Genomic DNA, 21627 nt, shown 5'->3' with positions numbered 1-21627 from the left:
ATCAGCCCCGCATCGCTTTGCCCTGAGGGTCGTAGGGCGACGGTGCAATTACCCGCGCCGGACATTCCACCCCTACGACATGGACAGACAGTTCCGTACCCGGGTCCACCTTGTCACGGTCAATCAAGGCCATTGCCAACGACTTGCCGGTATAGTGCCCGTAACCGCCTGAGGTCACAAAACCCACGCGTTCACCATTGGCCCAGACCGGCTCATACCCGCTGGCATCGGCGTCCAACGCATCGATTTCCAGTGTCACCTGCACCTGCGCCGGGCCATTGCCATCCCGTTCGGCCAGAGCGGCCTTCTTGCCGATGAAATCCTTGTCCCAGTCGATCCAGCGATCCATGCCGGTCATGCCGGGTGTGTAAGCCTGCGTGAACTCTGCCGACCAGATGCCAAAGCTTTTCTCAAGCCGGGTTGATAGCATCGCATTGAAACCGCACTCGCGGATACCCTCTTCTGCGCCGGCTTCCAGCAAAATGCGGCGCAGCTTGATGTGATCGCCATAGCGGCAGTTGATTTCATACCCTTTTTCGCCGGTCACCGACATACGAGCCACGCGGGCACGGACGAGACCGATGTCGAAATCACCGCAGCCCATGAATTTCAGACCCGAGATATCCTGTTCGGCCAATTTTTCGACCACCGCCTGCGATTTTGGTCCGACCACGGCGAACCCGCAATACTCCTCTCCCAGGTCGCGGACAGTGACCCCATCCATCATATGATCGTTGAACCATCGCATATGCCAGGCGCGAAGGTAATAGCTGCCCATGATCCACCAGCGGCCATCGCCCCAGTTCAACACGGTCAGATCGCCTTTGAGCCGCCCGTCCTCGCCCAGCATCGGCGCCAGTTTGGCACGTCCCGGGGCGGGCAGTTTCGACGCCATAACGTTATCCAGCCAAGCCTCGGCATTTGGGCCCGAAACCTCAAAGCGGGAAAAACCCGTGATATCCATCAGACCCACGCCCTCACGGATGGTCCTGCATTCAGCGGCCACAATGTCGTGCGCGTTCGAACGTTTGAGTGTTGGCGTTTCCTCGAACCCTTTGGGCGCGAAATACAGCGGCACCTCCAGATCCCAGCTGACACCCCATTTGCATCCGGCCTCGGTCATCGCGTCATGCGCCGGAGCCATCTTCAACGGGCGACCCGCAGGCAATTGCTCGTTCGGGTAGGTCATCACGAAGCGGCGCGAATAGAACTGGCCAGTGGTTTCACGAATATACCGCTTGTTCTGTGCGAAATCACCATAGCGCGCCACATCCATCGGCCAGGCGTCCGCTTCGGGCTCACCATGGATCATCCATTCGGCCAGTGTTTTGCCAACGCCACCACCTTGCAGGAACCCGGCCATCACCGCGCAGGCGGTCCAATAGCCGCGCTTGCCCGGAACCGGACCGACCAGCGGGTTACCGTCCGGCGAGAACGTGAACGCACCATTGACCCATGTCTTGATGCCCACGTTCTGGATTGACGGATACCGCTCAAAGCCCAATGTCAGTTCGTTCTCGATCCGGTCAAGCTGTTCCTGAAACAGTTCCTCGCCATAGTTCCACGGCGCGCCATCCATCGCCCAGTGTTCGTGATCGACCTCGTAGATCCCCACCAGAACGCCCTTCTGGTCCTGCCGCATATAGGTGAATCCTTCGAGGTCCACAGTCATCGGCATCTCGAAATCCGCCTGCGCCACTTCGGGCACAGTGTCTGTGATCAGATAGTGGTGCTTCAACGGTGAGACTGGCAACTCTACCCCGGCCATACGCCCAACCTGCTTGGCCCAGAGCCCGGCCGCGTTGACCACATGTTCACAGGTGATCGTGCCCTTATCGGTCACAACCTGCCAACCATCATCTGTCTGGATCAGCTCTTCGACCTTGGTTTCCTCGTAATATTCGGCACCACGTTTTCTGGCCGCAGTCGCATAAGCCTGAACAGTGCCTGTCGTATCGATATACCCTTCGCGATCCGCCCACATCGCGCCCAAAACACCGTCGGTTGACATGATTGGGCAGCGTCTCTGTGCCTCTTGCGGGGTCAGCAGCTCGCAATCATCAATGCCGATTGACTGGAAGATGCGGTAATTGGCCTGCAACCACTCCCAGCGTTCAGGCGTACCGGCCAGCGTCAGACCACCGGTCATGTGCAAACCGATATTCTGGCCCGATTCTTTTTCGATCTCACTCAGTAGGTCAATTGTGTAGGCCTGCAACGAGGCCATGTTCGGATCCGCGTTCAGGGCATGGATGCCGCCCGCTGCGTGCCATGACGATCCCGATGCCAGCCGCCGCCGCTCCAGCATGACCACATCGGACCAGCCGAATTTGGCCAGATGATACAGAACCGAGGCACCAACGACGCCCCCACCAATGACCACTACGCGATATTGGGATTTCATCCCGACCTCCCTGAACAGAATCTGGGAAGACGCTAGTGGCACTGTTCAGTTCTGTCTAGACAATTCTGTACAGTGCGGAATGCGAGAACTCTGCCGCATGCTTTGAATACCTAAAGCTGCGCGCTTGGGCGGGCTTTCACGCTTTCAAACCAGACCTGCGTTCTTGTATTTCCTTCCGGTATCCGCGTCTTGATGACGCGCGCGAAATCGACAAAAACAAAAGTGGATATATCCGCCAGAGTGAATACATCGCCCGCAACATACGCGCTTTGCTTCAGCCGCGCCTCCAGCAGTTCAAAAAACGACGCAACCCGCTCGCGCCCACGCTGCGCCAGCTCAGGGATCTGCGCATGGTTAACAGGGCCGGGAATGGCACGGTCTTTGAACGCCGGATGGCTGTTGCGCAAAGCCTCAGCGATGGGTGCACCGCCCTGCTGCTCGGCAATTGCGTTCCACATCAAGACCAACCCTTTTTCATCAGCGGTACGGCCCATTAAGGACGGCTCGGGGAAACGCGCTTCAAGATACGCGGCGATGCCAAGATTTTCGGTCAGGACTGCGCCTTCATCCGTTACCAGAACCGGGATTGTGGCCCGGGGGTTCACTGCACGAAACTCAGTGCTCAACTGCGCGCCCTCAGCAATCGAGATTTCGTGCGTTTCGATGTCCAACCCTTTTTCCGCGATAAACATACGGGCACGGCGCGGGTTTGGGGCCGTAGAGCAATCGTAGAATATCATGCAGGCCCCTTCTCTCTGGTCAACGCCGATAGATGAAACAGCGCCCTTCGACGGCACCCTCGGGCAACGGCATTTCCTCCAGCGCCTCGAAATACATCCGGTCACTTGAAACCATTAATCCACCCGGTGCCAGCAAGGGCTCGATCAACGGGGAAACAAGCCGCGCAAAGATGTCGTTCTTTTCGCGATTATGCCCCCCAAGGTCTGCATGAATCAGGCTTGCTGTCGGTCCAAACCTGTCGACCGCCGCTGGCAGCGTCTCGCGCACATCCCCCAAGATCACCCGATCCTCGGGCGGGGTTGAATCAGGGTGCGAAGCCACCGCGCGTTCGAACACAAAGACAGGGCGTCCATCGATATGCTGCACAAGATGATGATAGGTGCGCCCATTGCCCAACCCCAGTTCAAACACCGGGCCAGCCATGCCTGCCGTTTGCGCAATCGCGTGATCCAGGCAGGCGCGCTGCGACACCATACGATCGATAAACAAGTCCAGACGGCTTTGATTCTCGGACACTGGCAAATATCTCCTTGATACCAATCGAAAGCATAGGTGCCCCCGACGCCGCCTTAGATGACAAATTCTCAAGACTTTGTGTAGCGACGAAGCCCAAAGTTTCACATTTTCGCGACATTTCAGCCCAAGAACGGGTTTGACTAGACAGGCGGAACCGCGCGACACTGACGAAAAAATCACGGGGAGTTGAAACGACCGATGTCACCAAGCGGCCAAACGGTTGGAAAGCCTGCATGAGCGCGTTGTTGTCTGTCAGAGACCTCAGCATCGGCTTTGGTGCGGGAAGTTCCGTGGTCACGGATGTGAATTTCGATGTCAAACCAGGAGAAACCTTGGCGCTGGTCGGTGAATCGGGATCGGGTAAAACCATCACGTGCCGGGCCGTCTTGCGGATTCTGCCGCGAACGGCGCAGATACGCAGCGGCACGATAACTTTGAATGATTCCAAAGGTACATGTAACCTGACAGCGGTCAGCGAACGAGAAATGCGCGGCATTCGTGGCAATCGCGTTTCGATGATCTTTCAGGAACCCATGCGATCGCTGTCACCTCTGCACAAGATTGGGAATCAGGTCAGTGAAGTCCTGTGGCTCCATCGTGGGCTTTCCGAGTTCGAGGCGCGCAAAAAGGTCCTGACACAGTTCGAGCGCGTGGGCTTTCCAGATCCGCAGCGTGCCTATGACTCCTACCCGTTCGAGCTGTCGGGCGGAATGCGCCAACGCGCCATGATTGCGATGGCAATGGTATCCAAACCCGAACTGCTGATCGCGGATGAGCCAACCACCGCGCTGGATGTGACCACGCAAGCGCAGGTTCTGGGACTGATCAAGGAATTGCAGCGCGAGACCGGCATGGCGCTTATTCTGGTGACCCATGATCTGGGCGTGGTTGCCAACATGGCCGAACAGGTTGTGGTCATGCACAAGGGCCGCATTATGGAGGCTGGCCCGGCCGCACCAATCCTGACCTCCCCCGCACATCCATATACCAAACAACTGTTTGATGCTGCACCGGAAATTCCAGATCAGGATGCTGTGGGTATACCGATGCCGGACGACGATCTGATCCTTCAGATGAAGGGTGTCTCCAAAACCTACACGATGCGGTCCAGCAAAGGGTGGCAGGCCGACAAGGAAATCTATGCGTGCAAAGGGGTCGATCTGAATTTGGCACGCGGCAAGACGCTGGCCATTGTCGGTGAAAGCGGATCAGGTAAAACAACAGCCGCGCGGATCGCATTGGGTGCGGAACTGCCCGATCCCGGTGGAGAAGTCCTGTTTCGCACCGTGCCGAATGCCGATCCCATCACAGTGCACAACATGACCCGCGCTCAGCGTACGGCGTTTCAGCGCAATGCGCAGATGGTGTTTCAGGATCCCTACAGCTCGCTCAGCCCGCGGATGCGCATTCAGGACGCGATGACCGAGCCGCTGGAAATTCACCGTATCGGAACAACGGCCGAGCAGCGCGACAAGGCCGCCGAGATGTTGCAACGCGTCGGCCTGACAGCCGACATGCTGAAACGCTATCCACACGCCTTTTCGGGGGGCCAGCGGCAACGTCTGTCGATAGCCCGCGCCATGATGCTCGACCCGCAGCTCATCGTGTGTGACGAACCCACCTCAGCGCTGGACGTATCGGTACAAGAGCAGATTCTGACCCTGTTGGAAAACCTGCAGGACAGCCTGAACCTGTCCTATCTGTTCATCTCGCACGATCTGGCTGTGGTCGCGCGGATCGCCGACGAAGTTGCCGTGATGCGTCGCGGCCTGATCGTCGAGCAAGCACCACCCGAAACTCTTTTCTACAATCCGCGCCACCCTTACACCAAAGCGCTGATTGCCGCTCAACCCGAACCCGACATCAATCGCCCGATCGACCTGCAAGTGGTTTCCTTGGGCGCCGGCGCGCCGGACAGTTGGGATGAAGCCTTTCGTTTCTCGGACACCGTGATACCCTCACTGGTGGAATTGGAACCGGGCCATAAGGTACGTTGCCATGTTTAAGACCACTCGCCCCCTGATCCTGGCCGCTTCGCTGGCGCTCATCGGGATGCTGCCCGCCACGGCTGAGACGATCCCGACGCCGCAGGAAAGCGCGTTCTGGAACGCGGAAGTAGAAGCGGGCAATCTGCGACCCGTTCAAGAGCGCCTGCCAGCGGACCCGCTGATTGTAGATCTGGCAGCAAAAAGTCGCGAGTTCGGCAAACAGGGCGGCACCCTGCGCACCATGATCACGCGGTCCAAAGATATCCGCCAGATGGTTGTCTATGGCTATGCCCGGCTGGTCGGATTCGACCAGAACTACGAGATTATCCCCGATTTGCTGGCGTCGTTTGAAAACGAAGACGGCCGCAAGTTCACCCTGAAACTGCGCGAAGGGCACAAATGGTCAGACGGTTCTCCGTTTACGTCGGAAGATTTCCGCTATTGGTGGGAAGATGTTGCCAACAACAAATTGCTCAGCCCGTCAGGCCCGCCGGATTTTCTGATTGTCGAAGGCAAATCACCCACCGTTACCTTCCCGGATGAAACCACGGTGATTTTCGAATGGGAAGACCCTAACCCGGGTTTTCTACAATCGCTGGCTCAGGCACGACCGCCCTTTATCTATCGCCCAGCAGCTTTCCTGAAACGATATCACGAGAAATATGCCGACCCCGAGGAACTTGCCTTTCTGGTCGACGATGCCCGCGTCAAAAGCTGGGCCGCGCTGCACAACAAGCTCGACAACCTGTACAAGTTTGACAATCACGAATTGCCCACGTTGCAACCGTGGCTGAACGCAAGTTCCGGCAAGAAAATCCGCCACAATTTCGTACGTAACCCCTATTACCACCGTATCGACAGCAAAGGGGTTCAACTGCCCTATATCGATGTGGTCGAGATGGAGATCGTTGCCCCCGGTCTGGTCGCTGCCAAAACCAATGCAGGGGAAAGCGACCTGCAAGGCAGGGGTCTGGATTTCCGCGACGCTTCCATCCTGAAAAAAGGCGAAGCGCAAGGCGGCTACAAGACATTGCTGTGGAAAACCGGCGTTGCATCGCAAATCGCGATCTATCCGAACCTCAATTTCGAGGATGACGTCTGGCGCGATGTGTTGCGTGACGTCCGTGTGCGGCGCGCCTTGTCCCTTGCCATCGACCGCGAGACAATCAACCAGGCTTTGTATTTCAAGCTTGCGCATCCCGGCGCAATGTCGGTTCTGCCTGCCTCGCCCTTTTATGATGAGAAGAATGCCACCGCATGGGCCCAGTACGATGTCGGCCAGGCCAATGCGTTGTTGGATGAAGTCGGCCTGACCCAGCGCGACAAGAACGGTATCCGCCTGCTACCGGACGGGCGCCCAATGGAGCTGGTGATCGAAACCGCTGGCGAGCGGCAAGAGGTTGAAAACGCCCTTCAGATCGTTACTGACACCTGGCGCGAGATCGGGGTCAAGCTGGTCATGCGCCCGTTGGATCGCGATATCCTGCGCAACCGGGTGTTTGCCGGCAACTCGATGGCATCGGTCTGGTATGGATGGGATGACGGTATCCCACAAGCGCACACGTCCCCGGCGTATCTTGCACCAACCGATCAGGTCTTCCTGGCCTGGCCGAAATGGGGCCAGTTTTACCAGACAGGTGGTGAAGCCGGGGAAGCCCCCGACATGCCCGAGGCAGAACGACTGATGCAACTGGCCCACGACTGGGAGGTCGCAACTACCGATGACGAACGCAAGGAAGTCTGGACTGAGATGCTGAGAATCCACGCCGACCAGCTTTTTGCCATCGGTATCCTGAACGGAGCACCCCAACCCATTGTCGTGTCGAACCGTCTGCGCAATGTGCCGGAACAGGCCATGTGGGCATGGGAGCCCGGTGCGCATTTCGGCGTTCACCGCCCGGACGAGTTCTTTTTCGCCGACTAAGCAGGAGCAGCTAAATGGTCATGCTGCGCTATGCGGTGTATCGCTTTTTCACGATGCTGCTGACATTGTTGGTAGTCTCGGTCCTGATTTTCATAATCATCAACCTGCCGCCCGGTGATTACCTGAGTAACCAGATTGCCGAGCTTCAGGCCTCGGGCCAGTCAGCAGGTGTCGCCAAGGCCGAGTTTCTGCGCGCCGAGTACGCTCTGGATCGCCCGATGTGGGAACAGTACCTGATCTGGGTGGGCTTCTGGCCGGGACCGCACGGGTTTTCCGGTCTGATCCAAGGCAATTACGGTTGGTCCTTTGAGTTCGACCGGCCTGTATCTGAAATTGTGGGCGACACGCTTTGGCTGACGGTCGTCGTCAATCTGGCCGCCATCCTGTTTGTATATGCCGTTGCCCTTCCATTAGGTGTTATTGCAGCGGCGCGATCACGGACATGGATTGATTACACCTCGGCTTTTGTGGGTTATCTGGGGCTAGCGACACCCAACTTTTTGTTGGCCCTGATCCTGTTCTACTACGGGCATCGGTATTTCAACCTGCCTATCGGCGGCCTGATGGATCCGCAATTCGAAGGTCAGCCGCTGAGTTGGGACAAGATGAAATCCATTCTCATCCACCTGATCGTTCCGACTTTTGTCATCGGAACCTCGGGCGCATCGGCGATGATGCAGCGCCTGCGGGCAAATATGCTCGATGAACTGGGGAAACCCTATGTGGAAACAGCCATTGCCAAGGGTATGGCCCCATCGCGGATGCTGGCGAAATATCCGCTGCGCGTGGCATTCAACCCGTTCGTTGCGGATATCGGTAACCTTCTGCCATCTATGGTGTCGGGATCGGTTCTGGTGTCAGTCGTTCTGGGCTTGCAAACCATCGGGCCGACTTTGCTGACAGCACTGAAAACGCAGGACCAATTCCTGTCCGCGTTTATCCTGATGTTTGTCGCGCTGCTGACACTTATCGGCACGATGATCTCGGATATCCTGCTTGTCATGCTGGATCCCCGCATACGATATGAGGGGCGCGAAGCATGACCGATACTCCTGACAACCGCTACGTCGATGACGCGCCCTTTGATCCGCAGGCGTCGATACAGCAACTGGAACGCGCCGATCTGGATGCCCCCAACTGGGTGTTGGTCTGGCGCAAGTTCCGCACGCATAAGCTGGGTCTGATCTCGGGCATTTTCCTGCTAATGTGCTACCTGATGCTGCCATTTGCAGGCTTCATCGCGCCTTATGGCCCGAATGACCGGAACGGAGAGCATCTGTATGCGCCACCGCAATCGGTGAACTGGTTTTACGAAGGCGCTTTTATCGGCCCCCATGTTTTTCCAATCGTCGCCGAGGCGGATCTGGAAACCTTCCAGTGGAAGTTCGTCCCTGACACTGACGACCCGCGCCCGATCCGGTTCTTCTGTGAAGGGTCCGAATATCGACTTGCGGGTCTTATCAAGACAGACAGGCATCTTTTCTGCGCGCCGGATGGTGCCACCTTGTTCCTCTGGGGGTCCGACAGGCTGGGTCGCGATATCTTCAGCCGCATCCTCTATGGGGCGCAGCTGTCGCTGACCGTGGGGCTGATCGGTATTTCGGTATCATTCTTTCTGGGTATCCTGTTCGGTTCGATGGCCGGCTATTTCGGTGGCCGCATCGACTGGGTCATCAACCGGGTCATCGAAATCCTGCGTTCACTGCCGGAACTGCCGCTGTGGCTCGCACTGTCTGCCGCCGTGCCATCGAACTGGAGCCCGGTTGCCGTATTCTTCATCATTTCGATCATCCTCGGCATCCTCGACTGGCCAGGACTGGCGCGTTCAGTTCGTGCAAAGTTCCTGTCACTACGCGAGGAAGAATATGTACGGGCCGCAGAAATGATGGGCGCAAGCTCGGGCCGGGTGATCCGTAAGCACTTGTTGCCGAATTTCATGTCTCATTTGATTGCATCAGCCACCCTGTCGATCCCGGCAATGATCCTTGGGGAAACGGCGCTTAGCTTTCTTGGCCTGGGCCTTCGTGCACCAGCGGTCAGCTGGGGGGTGATGCTGAATGACGCGCAAAACCTCGCATCGATCGAGATCTACCCCTGGACGGCAATCCCGATGCTGCCGATTATCGTGATCGTACTGGCCTTCAACTTCCTGGGTGACGGGTTGCGCGACAGCCTTGATCCTTATCAGCAATGAGCCTTCTTGCCACCCTTCCCGCCGCCGACCGATATCGCAAGGTCGGCACAGGCGCTCTGCCAAGTGCTTTTGCCGTCTCCGAACTGGCGACGGCCAGCTTTGCAGCCGTTGGGCAAGAGATGGCCCGCTTTATGCGGGCGCTGAACCTGACCCAAAACGCCCCCGAGATCGCCATCGACCACCGGCTGGCATCGTTGTGGTTCAGCTATTCCTTCAAGCCCGATGGCTGGGAAATGCCAAACCTTTGGGATGCGGTCGCGGGGGACTACAGGGCCTCAGATGGCTGGATCAGGCTGCACACCAACCTTCTGCGCCATCGCGCAGCAGCGATGAAGGTTCTCGGCACCCCGCCAGAGCGTGAAGCTGTGGCAAAAGCCGTCAGAACCCGGGCCATATCCGATTTGGAAACCGATATTGTGGCCGAAGGCGGCGTGGCCGCTGCCATGCGCAGCCGGACCGAGTGGCTTGAACATCCGCAGGGCCGCGCTGTATCGCGCGACCCGTTGATTGGCTGGCAAGGCCCCCGGTACGTCAAGCTGCGGGAGAGACCGCAGGCAACCCCTGCAAGACCTCTTGCCGGGCTGCGGGTTCTTGACCTTACACGCGTTCTGGCAGGTCCGGTATCCACCCGCACATTGGCCGGTTTCGGGGCCGAGGTTCTGCGGATCGATCCGCCCGGTTGGGACGAACCCGGTGTGATCCCCGACATTTCACTTGGAAAACACTGCGCCTATCTCGATCTGAAATCGACCAATGGCATGGAACGGCTGCAAGAACTTCTGCCCCAAGCGGATGTATTCGTGCACGGGTACCGGCCCGGCGCTTTGGACGCGCTTGGCCTGACCCGCGCCAAGCGCGATGAACTGGCACCGAACAGGGTCGAGGTGACGCTGAATGCCTATGGCTGGCAAGGCCCCTGGTCGACTCGACGCGGGTTTGACAGCCTTGTCCAGATGAGCGCGGGAATTGCGCATGCGGGCATGGGATGGGCTGACGCAGACAAACCGACGCCGTTGCCTGTTCAGGCTTTGGACCACGCAACCGGCTACCTGATGGCCGCCGCCGTCCTTTCCGCATTGGCCGAGGCTGCGTCGGGCAATTCCATCATGCATGCGCATCTGTCCCTTGCCCGCACCGCCGAGCTATTGGCGGTTCTCGGCAAAGACGACGTCGAAGCCGAGCCCATTATTCCGATGCCCACGGATTACTCGCCTGTGACAGAAGCCTCGGGCTGGGGACCGGGGCACCGTCTCAAACCAGCGCTTAGCCTCGGTGACGCTGTGCTGCAATGGGATTTACCGGCGTCGAAACTGGGCACATCCGAACCGGTCTGGCCCTTCGTTTCCTAGTGACCCAGCTCTTTCGGTGGCACCTCATCCGAGGCGCAATTCAAAGCGACGGAAGGCCTTGCTATCGGTCGTCACCGCCCGGTCCGATATCGTCCAGATAATCCTCGTCGATCGCGGCCTGAACAGCCCCCGTCACGGCTTCACGCTGTTTCGGCGTCAGGTCTTCCGCTTCCTTGCCATCCGCCAATCTTACAGTGACCTCGCGATGTGCAAACTTGATCCCTTCGCGCGCGAACAGCTCGCGAATGTCCTGATAGACCTTCTTGCGTACCAGCCATTGATCACCCGGTTTCGTCATGAACTTGACCCGGATAATCATCGCCGAATCCTGCATCTCGATCACGCCCTGCGACTTTAGCGGCTGGATGAAATTGTCTCCGATTACAGGATCGGTCAACAACTCCTGTCCCAGTTTCTTGATCAGTTTGCGGACCTTCTCGACATCGGTGTCATAGGTCACGCGCAGCGGCAGCTTCATAATCACCCAATCGCGCGAGTAGTTGGTCAGCACTTTGATCTCACCAAAGGGAATGGTGTTCAGCGCACCCAGATGGTGGCGCAGTTGCATGGACCTGACCGAGATTTTCTCGACCGTGCCTTTCACATCCCCAATGTCGATATATTCTCCTTTCCGGAACGCATCATCCAACAAGAAGAATGCGCCGGAAAAAATGTCGCGCACCAGCGTTTGTGACCCGAACCCCACGGCCAAACCAACCACACCGGCACCCGCAAACAGCGGGCTGACGTTAATACCCAGTTCCATCAGGACTATCAGAACGATTGTAACCACGACAACGGCCAGAATTGCGCCCCGGAAAAGCGGCAACAACGTTGCCAGACGGCTTTGCCCGCCTTCGCCACCTTCGTCGCCTAGTTCAACCTCGGTGCCATCGTCGGATTCTTCAGCGATTTTGCTGTCGATCCAAATCCGAAAGAAGTGAAACAGGATGTACCCGATGAACAGGACAACCATCACATCCAGCGCACGTTCAACCGGCAGATCCTCGCTCCAGTCTGCGTTCGGATACCATATCACGACAAGCGCATAAGCCCCGAGCACGAAAGCCAGAATTCCGGCTACCCGGCGGGCCAGGTCTTCATAAGTCAGAAGATGCTGCTTCGGTTGTTCGGGCTCGGATATTTCCGTCGCCACGACCCCTTCATCCGCTGCGGCGGCTTCCCCGTTTATTTCGCTAATCATGCGCGAGCGGTCAAAATATCGCTCCAGCAGATAGTTCATTGCACCATAGGCCACGACCACGGACATGAAGATCATGTAGCTGCTTGCAATCAGCGGCAGCGGCGTCGGATGCTCCAGCGCCAGATCAACAGCCAGACGGAACCAGCTGAACACGACATAGATGATCAATGCCGGTGCCCAGCCAAAAGACACAAACCGCAACAGCCATGACACCTGTTCGGATGCCCGCCCACCCCGGATCGCATTCGAGATTGCACGGGCGTTGAACAGGATCATCAGTATATTGCCCAGCGCGCCCAGCATCGTCAGACCGCCATACACCATGGCGTAGACGTTGTAATTCAGTCCAAAATCCGCGACCCAGGTAGAAAACAGAACGACCGAAATGTCATAGGTCGCCAGCACGGACGCCCAAATATACAGCCTGCGCGCATTCTTGTCCGAAAAGGGCGGTAATCGATATTGGCTCAGATAAGGTGACAGGACCATGCGCCAAAGGTCCGACACCGTGCGCGACAGGAAAAAGGCCGTAAAGATGGCCGTGATCGTGAACTGGACCGAGATATCCTCGGCCTCGCCGAAGATCAGGTACCCAACGATCAAAGCCATGATCATGGCAAAGATCGTGGCACCGATCCCCATCAGGAACCGGAACAGCAGGAACGGCATCTTTTCCCGATACCCCTGCGGGTCGTCCTTGATCCGCGCCACCACCCAGCGGCGCGCGAACCGCTTCCCGTATATCTCGATCGACAGCCACCGCCCAAGTAACAGGAACAGGATATTCCAGCCCAACACCTCGACATAGGTCTGAATTCGGCCATCCGGGCTGGTCTGGCGCAGGATGTATTGTACTTCAAAAATAGAATAGGGCAGCGCCTCGAGCCTGGATTGCATCGACTCACGAAACTTCGAGAACCGCTCTTGCGCCTTCATCAGCTGTGAGCCGTCACCCATCGGGTTGCTCGAATCGCTGGCCGCGCCCCCCGAACCTGCATCCTTGCCACCTGTCGTTGTCACAACCTGACCGGCACTGTCGATGACAATGAGACTCGCGCCCGCATCGCTGGCCGCGCGGATTGCAGCGGCCAGATCACTTTCCTTGTCGGCCTCAGACGAACTGCCCGACCCTGAGGGATATCCGGGAATCAAGGATGACTGCGCCAATGCACCATTAGGAACGCCCAGAACAATGGCCCACAACGCAAAGAACAATACGGCCAGAAAATCATTTCTCATCGGGTCTTGCATCCAGTTTTCCTGATGTTGGTCAGATTACAGAAGCATTTCAGGCAGTTCAAACACTCGCATCAAACCGTCTCGATATCGTGTTAGGACGTGTTCTTGGCGCACTCTGATGTCTGCAGGTGTTTTCAATCTTTCGAAAATTGAATATGACCAAGCAAAAGTTTCAGGTTCGCCCCGACTGTCATCATCGGGTTTTTTTGGCGACCTTGCCTGGCGGTGGCGCGATATGTCGCGAAACAGTCAATACGCTGTTGCCAAATCGCAATGCTTGAAACATTTGCAAGTACGCAAATCCGCCTTTGGCAAGCGTGGCATTGAAATATACGGTAACGCTTGCGAACGCGCGGATTTCGCTCTGGGATCAAGAAGACGGGCAACACTATGAGCCTTGGCACAACCAATTCTAAACCGGACCGCGCGCCGCGTATCCTGTTTTACAGCCACGACACGTTCGGTCTGGGGCATTTGCGCCGGTCCCGTGCCTTGGCTGCGGCAATCACACAAGCGGACCCAAGCGCTTCGGCACTGATCCTGACGGGCTCGCCCGTGGCCGGGCGTTTTACCTTTCCGCGCCGCGTTGACCATGTGCGCCTGCCCGGTGTGACCAAGCGTGCGGACGGCTCGTATGCCGCGCGCACAATCGGAATGGGGATCGACGAAGTTACCGAATTGCGTGCGGGATTGATCCAGACCGCGGTTCAGCAATTCGACCCCGACGTGTTGGTCGTCGACAAGGAACCGACAGGGTTCCGGGGTGAGCTGCTGCCAACACTGAAATACCTCGAACGCCATTGCGGAACGAAACTGGTTTTGGGCCTGCGTGATGTGCTGGACGAACCCGAAGTGCTGGCCGCCGAATGGGCGCGCAAAGAAGCCATCGAGGCGACCGAGCGGTTCTATCATGAAATCTGGGTTTACGGATCGCAATCGATCTATGATCCGACGCAAGGCTTGCCGTTGAGTGCGTCAGCGCGATCCCGCATTCACTGGACGGGATATCTGCGCCGCGATCTCGGCCCGGTCGGTGAACCGCCTCAGCAACCTTATATCCTGATCACACCCGGTGGCGGTGGCGATGGCAAGGCACTGGTCAACCTCGTGCTATCTGCCTATGAGAAAGACCCAGACCTGTCGCCGCGTGCTGTGCTGGTCTATGGCCCATTCCTGTCGGGTGAATTGCGCAACGATTTCGAAGCACGGGTTGCCGCATTGAATGGTCGTGTAACTGCGGTTGGATTTGAATCGCAGATCGAAACACTGTTTGCCGGGGCCGAAGGCGTGGTCTGCATGGGCGGCTACAACACGTTTTGCGAGGTCCTGTCCTTCGACAAACGGGCCGTCATCGTTCCACGCACCACACCCCGTCTGGAACAGTGGATACGGGCCTCACGCGCAGAAGAGCTGGGGCTGGTCAAGATGCTGGACGAACAACGCGACAGCCTGACACCCGACGCAATGATCCGTGCCATCCGCAACCTGCCGTACCAATCAGTGCCGTCGCAGGCCATCCAAAGCGGATTGCTGGATGGTTTGGACTATGTCACCGACCGCATTGACAGCCTGCTGACACGGGAACAGAAACGAGCCACTGGATGAACTCGGCCTCTCCCAATCTGGCGGTTGTGGTCAAAGGCTGGCCGCGACTGTCCGAAACATTTATCGCGCAGGAACTTGTTGCCTTGCAGGAAGCCGGACACCGACTTGACATCTGGTCTCTGCGCCATCCAACCGACACCAAACGTCACCCTTTGCACGACCGCTTCTCGGGGCAGGTTCGCTATCTTCCAGAATACCTGCATGAAGAGCCACAGCGGGTGTGGGCGGCCCGCACTGCCGCCCAAGACCTGCCCGGCTATGCCGAAGCCTACAAGATCTGGCGGCACGACCTGCGCCGAGACCCGACGCCGAACCGCATCCGCCGGTTCGGGCAAGCATGTGTTCTGGCCGCCGAGTTACCCGCCCAGACGCAGGGGCTCTATGCCCATTTCATGCACACCCCCTCGTCGGTCGCCCGATATGCGGCCATCATGCGCGGTCTGCCATGGAGCTTTTCTGCCCATGCCAAGGATATCTGGACCTCACCGGATTGGGAAAAGCGTGAAAAGCTGCAGGCCGCAACGTATGGGGCCGCTTTCGGGGCCACCTGCACGGCAATCGGCGCGGAACACCTGCGCAGCCTAGCTGATGACCCCAACCGCGTGGACCTTATCTATCACGGTCTGGACCTGTCGCGCTTCCCCGATCCACCAAAACGCAGGATACGCGCCGCTGGCGATCCGTTTCACATGATTTCCGTTGGACGACTGGTTGAAAAGAAGGGCTTTGACCGTCTTATTGCGGCCTTCACACTGCTGCCGGAAAACCTGAACTGGCATTGGACCCACATTGGCGGCGGGGGTCTTGGGGACACTCTGCACACACAGGCGCGCGCTGCTGGTATCGCGAACCGCATCACCTGGAGGGGGGCCTGCGATCAGCCGGAGGTGATCGAAGCCATGCGCAGGGCCGACCTGTTTGTCCTGCCCAGCCGTATTGCTGCGGACGGGGATCGTGACGGATTGCCGAACGTGTTGATGGAGGCCGCGTCCCAGCTATTGCCGATCCTGTCGACACCGGTTTCGGCAATCCCGGAATTCATCCAATCCGGAACGCATGGCGTATTGTCTGATGACGACCCGGCTGCATTGGCTTCGGCCATTTCAGCTCTGGCCGCTGATCCGGAAACGGCAGCAACTATGGCGCGTGCAGCCTATGACCGTCTGATTGCAGATTTTCGAATGGACCCTGGTATTGCACGGCTGTCGGCACGGCTGAAAACCCTGAGCATGGAAGACGCGTAATGGCGCGGGTTGCGTTTTATGCGCCAATGAAATCCCCCGGCAGCCAGAAACCCTCAGGCGACCGCGAAATGGCGCGAAACCTGATGCTCGCCTTGGCGGCGCAAGGGGATAAGGTCGAACTGGCCTCGGACCTGCGCATCTATGACAAGAACGGGGACCGGGACCTACAGCAAACCCTTGTTCGCGCGGCTGAGATTGAAGCACAGCGGCTGAACGCCGAGTTGCCCTTTGATGCAGATCTTTGGGTGACTTATCACAATTACTACAAAGCACCCGACCTGCTTGGCCCCAAGATCTGCCAAGCGCGCGGCATTCCGTATGTGCAACTGGAAAGCACGCGCGCATCAAGCAGGCTGAACGGGCCGTGGGCCGATTTCGCCCAAGCGGCGCATCAGGCGTGTGATGCAGCGGATATCATTTTCTACCACACAGCCAATGACCTGATTACGTTGGAACGGGACCGTTTTGGCAAGCAGGCACTGGTTGAATTGCCGCCATTTCTGCCTGAAACCGTGTTGCCTGTGGCAACGACCGGGGACGGCCCCATGCTGACTGTCGGAATGATGCGGCATGGGGACAAGCTGGCATCCTACCGGATTTTGGCAGAAGCCCTTTCGCACCTGACATGTGACTGGAACCTGAACATCGCGGGGGACGGACCGGCGCGGCCGGATGTTGAAGCGTTGATGGTGCCGTTCGGAAGCCGGGTGCACTTTCTGGGCCAGCTCGACCGGGCGGCCTTGCAGAAAATCTACCAACGCGCATCCCTGCTTGTCTGGCCGGGCGTGAACGAAGCCTATGGGATGGTCTATCTCGAGGCGCAGGCGACAGGCCTGCCCGTGATCGCACAGGACCGTCCCGGCGTTCGGGATGTGCTGGCACCTGCGGTTTACCCATCGGTTGATGCTGGGGCCAAAGGGCTTGCCGATCACATGCAAAACCTGCTGGAGGATACCGCGCAGCGCCGTGCGCTTGGGGCGAATGCGCGCAGCTATGTGGCACGGCGCCATCTTATGCCTCAGGCGACCGAGCGATTGTGGGCGCATCTACGGCCCTTGTTGAAGGATGTATCATGACCCGTCTTGCACTGCTTCGCCACGGGCATACCCACTGGAACCGCGCAGGGCGCATTCAGGGGCGCAGTGATATTCCACTGGATGACGACGCGCGGTCTGAACTGGCCGGGTATCGCTTGCCTGACCCATGGGCCGCCGCTGATATCTGGTCCAGCCCGTTGCTGCGCGCCAGTGAAACGGCGCGGATCGTGTCTGGGCGCGCCCCGAAAACCTCGGACGCGCTGACCGAAATGAATTGGGGCGACTGGGAGGGGCTTCGAGGCGTCGACCTGATCGCCGATGAAACCAGCGGGTATCGCCATATCGAAGACTGGAGCTGGGATTTTCGCCCGCCTCACGGTGAAAGCCCTGCCGAGGTTTGGACCAGGCTGCGCCCCTGGGTGTCCGGACTGCGAAAGGATACAGTCGCGGTCTGCCATATTGGCATCATGCGGGTCATTCTCGCCCAGGCGTGGGGTTGGGATTTTGATGGTCCCGCCCCCTTCAAGATCAAGCGCAATCGGCTGTATATCGTTGATATGGACACAATGACCGCAGACCCGGACCCCGTTCGCCTGATCAAACATGGGCCGATGCCATGAAGGTGATGATCGTTGTCACGCACCTTTTGGGAACAGGGCATCTAAGCCGGGCCCTGACGTTGGGCCGGGCGTTCCGGGATGACGGCCACCAAGTCATGGTCGTCTCGGGCGGGATGCCTGCGCCTCAACTGGACAGCAGCGGGCTAACCCTGTTCGGTTTGCCGCCGCTCAGATCAGATGGAACCAATTTCACCCGGCTTCTGACTGAAAGCGGCGTCGAGGCTGACGCGGATTATCAGCGCGCGCGTGTGACAGCCATGGTGCAGGCGGTAAACAGCTTTCAGCCGCAAATCCTGATAACCGAGCTTTACCCCTTTGGTCGCCGGTCGCTGGCAGCGGAATTCGACGCGGCCCTGAATGCGGCACGGGCCCTGCCTCAGCCTCCGGTCATCCTGGGATCGATCCGGGATATTCTGGCCCCTCCTTCCAAACCTGCCAAGGCCCAGCGGACAGAAGATATCGTCACCCGCTTTTATGACGGCATTCTTGTTCACTCGACCGAAAGTGTCACACCGCTTTCGGTCAGTTGGCCGGTGTCTGACCGATTGGCGGAACGGTTGCATTATACCGGCTTTGTTGCGCCTGAGTTGCCTCAACCGCATCCTGATGCCGTTGGGCAGGGCGAAATCCTTGTCAGTGCCGGCGGCGGTTCTGTGGGGCAACCGATCTTTCGCGCGGCCATCGAGGCCGCCCGCCAGATGCCCAACAGGCGTTGGCGCCTGCTGGTTGGTGGGACGGATGCCAAAGCGAGAATAGCCGCGCTGTCCCAACTGGTCGAAGGAACCTCGGCAATTCTGGAACCCGTGCGCCCGGATTTTCGCCAGATGCTGCCCCATGCGGCGGCATCGGTCAGCATGTGCGGCTACAACACCGCCATGGATATTCTGCAAAGCGGAACACCCACTGTTTTTGTCCCATTCGATGATGGCAAAGAGGTTGAACAGGGGCTGCGTGGGCAAAGCCTGTCGAGTTTGCCAGCCATCGAGGTGCTTCTCAGCCGAACCCTGAGCGGGCAGGCGATGGCGCAGGCCGTAGAGCGCGTCATTTCAGATGGACCCCGCGCACAGCAAGATTTCGGATTTGATGGCGCGGCCCAAACCGTAGAGATCGCCAAACACCTGTTGGAACGGCGTAAATGAACCCGGACTGGTACCCACTTGAGGTCGAACTGACCCATTGGCATGCAGCGGGCCTTTCGTTGCCGCTGTGGTGGCGAGACGATGACGCGATCGACCTGACACCACAGTTGGACCGGCTGTCCGATCTGGCCACGCAGTTGGGCCTGCCGGTACATCTGGCCGTCATTCCACACGCGGCAACCCCTGCGCTGGCTAACTATGTTGCGCGCGGCGAAACTCTCATCCCTGTGGTCCACGGGTGGTCCCACAAGAACCATGCGCCCGCCAGTGAGAAGAAAGCCGAGTTTCGCCTCAACCGTCCGTTGGACGAGGTTGTTGCCGATGCCGCGGCAGGACTGTCACGCCTTGACGCCTTGTTCGGCAACACCCTGCGGCCGATGTTTGTCCCTCCGTGGAACCGCATTGCACCAGAAGTCATCGAACATCTTCCGTCACTGGGATACCGCATTCTTTCCACGGCAACGCCCCGCAGAACGAAAATGGCGGCTGCGGGGCTTGAGCAGGTCAACACACATCTTGACCCGATTGACTGGCGGGGTTCACGCGGTCTGATCTCTCCGGACCGCCTGATCGCTCAGACAGTTAACCTCCTGCGGGACAGGCGCGAAGGCCGCGCAGACAACGCCGAGCCGTTTGGAGTATTGACCCATCACCTGGTCCATGATCAGGACATCTGGGCCTTTACCGAGGCGTTGTTGAAACATCTGCTGGACGGTCCTGCCACACTCTGGGTCGCACCGAAGAACGAATAAGGACATCGTCATGAGCCGACTGGATTCCATGCTACGCCGACTGACGGCCCAACGTGACGGGCTGAACTGGGCAGCCGAACAGATCAGTGACCAAACTGGCGATGTGCTGGATATGGGGCTAGGCAATGGCCGCACCTATGACCACCTGCGAGAGATCCTGCCGAACCGACGGATCTGGGTGATGGATCGTGTGCTGCAATGCCACCCTGACAGCACCCCACCAGCCGAAGATTTCCTGCAAGGCGAAGCTGAACCCATGCTGCGGAAACTGATGGCCGAGGGGCACAAGATCGCGTTGGCGCATTATGATTTCGGACGTGGCATCAAACACGAAGATGTGGCCGAGGCCGCACGCCTCAGCCCGTTGATCGCGCAGGTCATGCAGCCCGGAGGGTTGTTGATATCCGGCCAGCCCCTTGTCGGCTTCAACCAGATCAAAGGGCCCGAGACGATCGCACCGGACCGTTACCTGTTCTATACGGCCTGATTACGCCACGCGGCGACCTCGCGCCCAAACCGAGTTGAGGGCTGGCACACCTGCGCGCATCCGGAAACGGATAACATCGGCGCGGGCATTGGCGCGCAACTCGCCACGATCTTCAAGCCCGGCGGCCTGCGCCGGGGCCAATGTGACGGTCTTCATTCCACGCGCCATATCGCCCCACATTTCGCCCAGCATGACCGCAGACAATAACAAGGCCGACGGCACGTAATCCGAGGACATCACGTCCAGGTGCCCAAGCTCGGCCAATTCTCGGGCTGCAACATTCCCGGAATGAGAGCCACCGCGAACAACGTTTGGCGCGCCCATCATGACCTTGATACCGTGATCATGACACGCTCGCGCGGCTTCCACCGTTGTGGGGAACTCAGCCAGCCGAATGCCGTGACCTGCCGAGATTTTCACCTGATCTTCGGTCGTATCGTCATGACTGGCAAGCACGGCCCCAAATCGGCGCGCGGCCTTGACGGTTTCGACCTCGTGCACATCACCGTTGCGATCCCGTAGGCTTTTCAGCTGAGCCACATGCTGAAAGAACGTATCATCGTCCATGGCATATTTGCCCTTCAGAAAGGATTCCAGCTTGCCCATGTCGCGAAACTGACGCTGGCCGGGGGTGTGATCCATGATGGACACAAGGCCAACCCTGTCCTCGGGTCCAAACTCGTCCAGTTCTTCGATCAGTGTCTCGGAACACACCTCTGCCCGCAAATGCAGGAAATGGCTGATCTTGAGCGCATCCTGCTCGCGCAGATCCCACAACTCCCGCGACAGGCCGCGGGCATATTTTCCGTACCGTCCTGCACCGGAGGGGATTGAACCAACCCGCATCGCATCGAACACACTTGTGATCCCCACGCTGGCCAGTTCCGCGTCATGGGCCAGAATGGCGGCGGCATGGGGCCAATGCACATTGGGGCGCGGCTGAATATGGCGTTCAAGATTATCCGTGTGCAACTCGACAAGACCGGGGCTGACATAGTCGCCTTCGCAATCTATCGCACCTGCAGGAACTGCACGCCCGGTATCAATTTCGATGATGGTGTCACCCACAATTCGAACACAGCCGGTGACGGTTTCATTCGGCAACACAAGCGTGGCATTGGCAAGGATCAAGTCTTCTGTCATCTGAACTTCACGCAATCTGGGGTATTGGAAGGCCACTTAAT

Annotated in this window: 17 protein-coding genes; 12 read left to right on the top strand and 5 right to left on the bottom strand. The window is 58.4% G+C overall.

Annotation, left to right across the window (positions count from 1 at the left end; translation table 11 throughout):
* Position 1 precedes the first annotated feature (1 nt).
* The 3 genes from ACR0LL_RS09045 to ACR0LL_RS09035 all read right to left on the bottom strand — a co-directional run bounded on the left by ACR0LL_RS09045 (position 2) and on the right by ACR0LL_RS09035 (position 3661).
* Positions 2 to 2404 carry a GcvT family protein gene (locus tag ACR0LL_RS09045; RefSeq protein WP_480585930.1) on the bottom strand — a complete coding sequence of 801 codons (2403 nt, stop codon included), beginning with the start codon at positions 2402 to 2404 and terminating at the stop codon, positions 2 to 4.
* A 110-nt stretch (positions 2405 to 2514) separates the two neighbouring features.
* Complete coding sequence (locus tag ACR0LL_RS09040) at positions 2515 to 3144, bottom strand: glutathione S-transferase family protein (protein WP_480585927.1); 630 nt, start codon at positions 3142 to 3144, stop codon at positions 2515 to 2517.
* A gap of 19 nt (positions 3145 to 3163) precedes the next feature.
* Positions 3164 to 3661 (bottom strand): class I SAM-dependent methyltransferase, encoded by a 498-nt coding sequence (locus ACR0LL_RS09035; protein WP_480585924.1) that lies wholly within the window; start codon positions 3659 to 3661, stop codon positions 3164 to 3166.
* Positions 3662 to 3894: 233 nt separating this feature from the next.
* Between ACR0LL_RS09035 and ACR0LL_RS09030 the strand changes: the two genes are divergently transcribed.
* Genes ACR0LL_RS09030 through ACR0LL_RS09010 form a run of 5 tightly spaced genes read left to right on the top strand, consistent with a single transcriptional unit; the run spans position 3895 to position 11116 of the window.
* Positions 3895 to 5667 (top strand): ABC transporter ATP-binding protein, encoded by a 1773-nt coding sequence (locus ACR0LL_RS09030; RefSeq protein WP_480585922.1) that lies wholly within the window; start codon positions 3895 to 3897, stop codon positions 5665 to 5667.
* A complete protein-coding gene (locus tag ACR0LL_RS09025) occupies positions 5660 to 7573 on the top strand; it encodes an ABC transporter substrate-binding protein (protein ID WP_480585920.1) in 1914 nt (637 codons plus the stop codon). Before ACR0LL_RS09030 ends, ACR0LL_RS09025 begins: the two co-directional genes overlap by 8 nt.
* A gap of 14 nt (positions 7574 to 7587) precedes the next feature.
* Positions 7588 to 8616, top strand: coding sequence for an ABC transporter permease (locus ACR0LL_RS09020; protein ID WP_480484048.1), 1029 nt, complete (start codon positions 7588 to 7590; stop codon positions 8614 to 8616).
* Entirely contained in the window at positions 8613 to 9767 is a 1155-nt protein-coding gene (locus ACR0LL_RS09015; protein WP_480484049.1) for an ABC transporter permease, read from the top strand. The genes ACR0LL_RS09020 and ACR0LL_RS09015 overlap by 4 nt, the downstream gene beginning before the upstream one ends.
* A complete protein-coding gene (locus ACR0LL_RS09010) occupies positions 9764 to 11116 on the top strand; it encodes a CoA transferase (protein WP_480585919.1) in 1353 nt (450 codons plus the stop codon). The genes ACR0LL_RS09015 and ACR0LL_RS09010 overlap by 4 nt, the downstream gene beginning before the upstream one ends.
* Before the next feature lie 61 nt (positions 11117 to 11177).
* On the opposite strand, the gene ACR0LL_RS09005 is transcribed toward ACR0LL_RS09010, so the two are convergent.
* Positions 11178 to 13559, bottom strand: a complete 2382-nt coding sequence (locus ACR0LL_RS09005) for a mechanosensitive ion channel domain-containing protein (RefSeq protein ID WP_480585917.1) — start codon at positions 13557 to 13559, stop codon at positions 11178 to 11180.
* 390 nt (positions 13560 to 13949) lie between these two features.
* Between ACR0LL_RS09005 and ACR0LL_RS09000 the strand changes: the two genes are divergently transcribed.
* From ACR0LL_RS09000 to ACR0LL_RS08970, 7 genes are read left to right on the top strand one after another with little or no spacing between them, the layout of a single operon-like run.
* On the top strand, positions 13950 to 15164 hold the full coding sequence (locus tag ACR0LL_RS09000) for a glycosyltransferase family protein (RefSeq protein ID WP_480585914.1): 1215 nt from the start codon (positions 13950 to 13952) through the stop codon (positions 15162 to 15164).
* The gene (locus ACR0LL_RS08995; protein WP_480585912.1) at positions 15161 to 16408 is read left to right on the top strand and encodes a glycosyltransferase family 4 protein; all 1248 of its coding nucleotides are present in this window, start codon (positions 15161 to 15163) and stop codon (positions 16406 to 16408) included. Before ACR0LL_RS09000 ends, ACR0LL_RS08995 begins: the two co-directional genes overlap by 4 nt.
* A complete protein-coding gene (locus ACR0LL_RS08990) occupies positions 16408 to 17484 on the top strand; it encodes a glycosyltransferase family 4 protein (RefSeq protein ID WP_480585909.1) in 1077 nt (358 codons plus the stop codon). The genes ACR0LL_RS08995 and ACR0LL_RS08990 overlap by 1 nt, the downstream gene beginning before the upstream one ends.
* Entirely contained in the window at positions 17481 to 18065 is a 585-nt protein-coding gene (locus ACR0LL_RS08985; protein ID WP_480585906.1) for a histidine phosphatase family protein, read from the top strand. Before ACR0LL_RS08990 ends, ACR0LL_RS08985 begins: the two co-directional genes overlap by 4 nt.
* The gene (locus ACR0LL_RS08980; protein WP_480585903.1) at positions 18062 to 19204 is read left to right on the top strand and encodes a glycosyltransferase family protein; all 1143 of its coding nucleotides are present in this window, start codon (positions 18062 to 18064) and stop codon (positions 19202 to 19204) included. The genes ACR0LL_RS08985 and ACR0LL_RS08980 overlap by 4 nt, the downstream gene beginning before the upstream one ends.
* A complete protein-coding gene (locus ACR0LL_RS08975; protein WP_480585901.1) occupies positions 19201 to 19956 on the top strand; it encodes a polysaccharide deacetylase family protein in 756 nt (251 codons plus the stop codon). The genes ACR0LL_RS08980 and ACR0LL_RS08975 overlap by 4 nt, the downstream gene beginning before the upstream one ends.
* 10 nt (positions 19957 to 19966) lie before the next feature.
* Positions 19967 to 20443, top strand: a complete 477-nt coding sequence (locus ACR0LL_RS08970; protein ID WP_480484057.1) for a class I SAM-dependent methyltransferase — start codon at positions 19967 to 19969, stop codon at positions 20441 to 20443.
* Here the strand turns inward: ACR0LL_RS08970 and ACR0LL_RS08965 are convergent, their stop codons facing one another.
* Positions 20444 to 21586, bottom strand: a complete 1143-nt coding sequence (locus tag ACR0LL_RS08965) for an alpha-D-ribose 1-methylphosphonate 5-triphosphate diphosphatase (RefSeq protein ID WP_480585898.1) — start codon at positions 21584 to 21586, stop codon at positions 20444 to 20446.
* Positions 21587 to 21627: the final 41 nt, after the last annotated feature.

The sequence above is a fragment of the Ruegeria sp. AI2 genome (assembly GCF_056541275.1).
The sequence above is the reverse complement of the archived record's forward strand: the minus strand, read 5'-3'. Positions and strand labels throughout refer to the sequence as shown.

Bases quoted from the DNA above. Each gene is read 5' to 3' on its own strand.
- ACR0LL_RS09045 (WP_480585930.1), bottom strand. From the start codon at position 2,404: ATGAAATCCCAATATCGCGTAGTGGTCATTGGTGGGGGCGTCGTTGGT.
- ACR0LL_RS09040 (WP_480585927.1), bottom strand. From the start codon at position 3,144: ATGATATTCTACGATTGCTCTACGGCCCCAAACCCGCGCCGTGCCCGT.
- ACR0LL_RS09030 (WP_480585922.1), top strand. From the start codon at position 3,895: ATGAGCGCGTTGTTGTCTGTCAGAGACCTCAGCATCGGCTTTGGTGCG.
- ACR0LL_RS09025 (WP_480585920.1), top strand. From the start codon at position 5,660: ATGTTTAAGACCACTCGCCCCCTGATCCTGGCCGCTTCGCTGGCGCTC.
- ACR0LL_RS09020 (WP_480484048.1), top strand. From the start codon at position 7,588: ATGGTCATGCTGCGCTATGCGGTGTATCGCTTTTTCACGATGCTGCTG.
- ACR0LL_RS09015 (WP_480484049.1), top strand. From the start codon at position 8,613: ATGACCGATACTCCTGACAACCGCTACGTCGATGACGCGCCCTTTGAT.
- ACR0LL_RS09010 (WP_480585919.1), top strand. From the start codon at position 9,764: ATGAGCCTTCTTGCCACCCTTCCCGCCGCCGACCGATATCGCAAGGTC.
- ACR0LL_RS09005 (WP_480585917.1), bottom strand. From the start codon at position 13,559: ATGAGAAATGATTTTCTGGCCGTATTGTTCTTTGCGTTGTGGGCCATT.
- ACR0LL_RS09000 (WP_480585914.1), top strand. From the start codon at position 13,950: ATGAGCCTTGGCACAACCAATTCTAAACCGGACCGCGCGCCGCGTATC.
- ACR0LL_RS08995 (WP_480585912.1), top strand. From the start codon at position 15,161: ATGAACTCGGCCTCTCCCAATCTGGCGGTTGTGGTCAAAGGCTGGCCG.
- ACR0LL_RS08990 (WP_480585909.1), top strand. From the start codon at position 16,408: ATGGCGCGGGTTGCGTTTTATGCGCCAATGAAATCCCCCGGCAGCCAG.
- ACR0LL_RS08985 (WP_480585906.1), top strand. From the start codon at position 17,481: ATGACCCGTCTTGCACTGCTTCGCCACGGGCATACCCACTGGAACCGC.
- ACR0LL_RS08980 (WP_480585903.1), top strand. From the start codon at position 18,062: ATGAAGGTGATGATCGTTGTCACGCACCTTTTGGGAACAGGGCATCTA.
- ACR0LL_RS08975 (WP_480585901.1), top strand. From the start codon at position 19,201: ATGAACCCGGACTGGTACCCACTTGAGGTCGAACTGACCCATTGGCAT.
- ACR0LL_RS08970 (WP_480484057.1), top strand. From the start codon at position 19,967: ATGAGCCGACTGGATTCCATGCTACGCCGACTGACGGCCCAACGTGAC.
- ACR0LL_RS08965 (WP_480585898.1), bottom strand. From the start codon at position 21,586: ATGACAGAAGACTTGATCCTTGCCAATGCCACGCTTGTGTTGCCGAAT.